The organism is Roseitalea sp., from assembly GCF_984466335.1.
The window spans coordinates 1-3,351 of sequence record NZ_CFIFWG010000227.1; the positions used below are offsets into that span (position 1 = coordinate 1).

2 protein-coding genes are annotated in these 3,351 nt (G+C 69.1%); both read left to right on the forward strand.

Annotated features, from left to right (window positions below):
• Nucleotides 1–996 (forward strand): sensor histidine kinase (locus tag AC5E6L_RS14780; RefSeq protein ID WP_491774315.1); only part of this gene is annotated, 996 nt, incomplete at its 5' end.
• 372 nt (nt 997–1,368) lie between these two features.
• On the forward strand, nt 1,369–3,351 hold a 1,983-nt coding region (locus AC5E6L_RS14785; RefSeq protein ID WP_491774317.1), incomplete at its 3' end, for a bifunctional [glutamine synthetase] adenylyltransferase/[glutamine synthetase]-adenylyl-L-tyrosine phosphorylase.

Below are 3,351 nucleotides of genomic sequence, written 5' to 3' on the forward strand. Positions count from 1 at the left end.
GCCAATATCTTCCTGTTCGAGAACGGCATGCACGTTCTTGTCGGCCGCGATCTGGGCGAGCCGGAGCGCTTCCAGGTCATCGTCCGGCGCGCCCTGGTTCTCGCGCTCGGCCTGATGGCGCTGGGCGGCCTCCTGATCTGGTTCTTCATCGGCCGGCGCGCGCTCAGGCGGATCGACGCCGTGTCGGCGGCGAGCGCGGGCATCGTCGCCGGCGATCTGGGCCGCCGTCTGCCGGTGACGGCCGCCGGCGACGAGTTCGACCGGCTCTCTGCGAGCCTGAACGCCATGCTGGGGCGCATCGAGACGCTCAATGACGGGCTGCGCGAGGTCTCCGATTCGATCGCCCACGATCTGAAGACGCCCTTGACGCGGCTGCGCAACCGCGCCGAGCAGGCGCTGCGCGGGCGCGACGGCGAGGCCGGCTATCGCGACGCGCTCGAAGACATGATCGGCGAGGCGGACCAGCTCATCGGCGTCTTCAACGCCATGCTTCAGATTTCGCGCGTGGAGGCCGGCTATACCCGCTTCACGCCCGCCCCGGTCGACCTTGCCGCCGTGGCCGCGGAACTGGCCGAACTTTACGAGCCGCTGGTCGAGGACGCGGGCGGGCATCTGGACAACAGGGCGTCCGGCCCGCTCGTCGTCGACGGCAATCGCGAACTGATCGGCCAGGCGGTGACCAACCTGATCGACAACGCGCTCAAATACGGCCTGGGGGCCGGAGGCGGCACGGTGATGCTCGACGGCCGGGCCGACGTGGCGGGCGGGCGCGTGGAGCTTCTTGTCTGCGATGATGGCGACGGCATCGCCCAGGCCGACCGCGAACGCGCGATCCGCCGCTTCGAGCGGCTCGACGAAAGCCGCACCGCGCCCGGTTCCGGCCTCGGCCTGTCGCTGGTCGATGCGATCATGCGCCAGCATGGCGGCGAACTGCGCCTTGAGGACAACGAGCCCGGCCTGTGCGCGGTGCTGTCCTTTCCCGCCGCCGGGCCGTAGGCACGGCTTCCACGCGGCGTCATTCGGCGCTAGAGCGGTTTGTCTTTAGATGGGAGCGGATTGATGGACAGGATTTTTCGCCGCGGCGAGGAAAACACCGCGGCGCGATCCGACGATCGCGCGAGGCTCTTGACGACGCCGCCGGCGGAAAAGACGTCCAAGCCGGAGGCCGGCAACCGATTGACATCAGATGATGGCCGCACATCGCCCGCGCTTGGTCTTTTGCGCTCTGGACGGCGTTGCGCGCGCCTTGCGGTGCCCGCACCGCGTCGTCCCGCGCGCCTTGCCAGATCACAAAATCCCGGCGCTCAGACGATGCCAGCTAAAGACAAACCGCTCTAGGTCCCGGTGGACGCTTTCATCGAGACCGAAATGTCCAAAGCCGCCCGCCAGACGACCGCCCCCGCCGTCCCCCGCGCCATCGCCGCCGTCGACCCGGAGGCCGCCGAGACCTGCCGCCGCGCGCTGATCGAGGCGGCGCGGAAGTCCGGCGATGCCGGCCTGGCCGATGCGCTCGGGGGCGGCGCAGACCCGTGGGCCGAATTCCTCGTCGGCGTCGGCACCAACGCGCCGTTCCTGGCCGGCGCCATGCGGCGCCATATCGGCCGTCTTGCCGGCTTGCCCGAACTGTCCGTCGCGGCCGTCATCGATGACGCCATCGCGGCCATGGACGAACTGGCCCGGACGGCGGCCCCGGCCGAACTCTGCGAGCAGGATCTGTCCCAGCGCCTGCGGATGCTCAAGAGCGAGGCGCACCTGTTCATCGCGCTGGGCGATCTTTCCGGCGCCCATGCGGTCGAACGGACCACCATGTTCCTGTCGCGGCTGGCCGAGGCGGCGCTGAACGCAGCCGTCAACTGGCTTCTGCGCGACCTGCACGACAGGGGCAGGCTGGCCCTTTCGGATGTGAACGAGCCCGCGGCCGGCTCGGGTCTGATCGTGCTCGCCATGGGCAAGCTCGGCGCGTTCGAACTGAACTATTCCTCCGACATCGACCTGATCGTCTTTTTCGAGCACGAACCGCCCGGCCTGACATGGGCCGAACCCTCCGAAGCGGGCGACACCTTGTCAAGGATGCTGCGCCGGCTGATCCGCATCATGGGCGAGCGGACGGGCGAGGGCTATGTCTTCCGCACCGATCTGCGGCTGCGGCCCGATCCGGGCGCCATGCCGCTCGCCATCGCGGTGGACGCGGCGCTGGCCTATTATGAGGCGCGCGGCCAGAACTGGGAGCGCGCCGCGCTGATCAAGGCGCGGCCCGTCGCCGGCGACCGCGTCGCGGGGGAGGGGTTTCTCGCCCGGCTCGCCCCCTTCATCTGGCGCAAATATCTCGACTATGCCGCGATCGCCGACGTGCAGTCGATCAAGCGCCAGATCCATGCCCACAAGGGCCATGGCCGCATCGCCATCGAAGGGCACAATGTGAAGCTCGGCCGCGGCGGCATCCGCGAGATCGAGTTCTTCGTGCAGACCCAGCAGCTCATCGCCGGCGGCCGCGCGCCGCACCTGCGCGACCGGCGCACGCTGGACATGCTCGCCCGCTTCGCCGCCGATGGCTGGATCGCCGATGCCGTGCGCGACGAACTGGGCGGGGCCTACAGGTTCCTGCGCCGCGTCGAGCATGTGGTGCAGATGGTCGGTGACGAGCAGACCCACATGCTGCCCGAAACCCACGCGGGGATGGCGGCCGTCGCCGCGCTCATGGGCCATGCGGACAAGGACGATTTCCGCCTGCGCCTGCGCGGGCACCTGGTCGCCGTCGAACGTCATTTCGGCGAATTGTTCCGGGAGGGCGAGACGCTGGCCGCCACGGCCGGCAACCTGTCGTTCACCGGCGACGATCCCGATCCGGACACGCTGACCACGCTGTCACAGCTTGGCTTCGGGCGCCCGGCGGACATGTGGGGCGTGATCCGCACCTGGCATTTCGGCCGCTATGGCGCGCTCCAGTCCCAAAAGGCGCGCGAGCGGCTGACCGACATCACCCCCGCGCTGCTCGAAGCGTTCGCGGCGACCGGCCGGCCCGACGAAGCGCTTCTGCGTTTCGATTCGTTTCTCAAGGGTTTGCCGGCGGGCATTCAACTGTTTTCGATGCTCGATTCCAACCGGCACCTGCTGTCGCTGCTGATGACGATCCTGTCGGCCGCCCCGCGCCTGTCCGAGATCATCACCCGGCGGCCGCTCGTGTTCGACGGCATGCTCGACCCGGCCTTCTACGAGGGCCTTCCGGACCGGGAGGAACTGGCCTCCAGCCTGACCGGCTTTCTGGGCGATGCGCGCCTTTACGAGGACCGGCTCGACCGGCTGCGCATCTTCGCCGCCGAGCAGCGCTTCCTGGTCGGCGTCCGCTTCCTG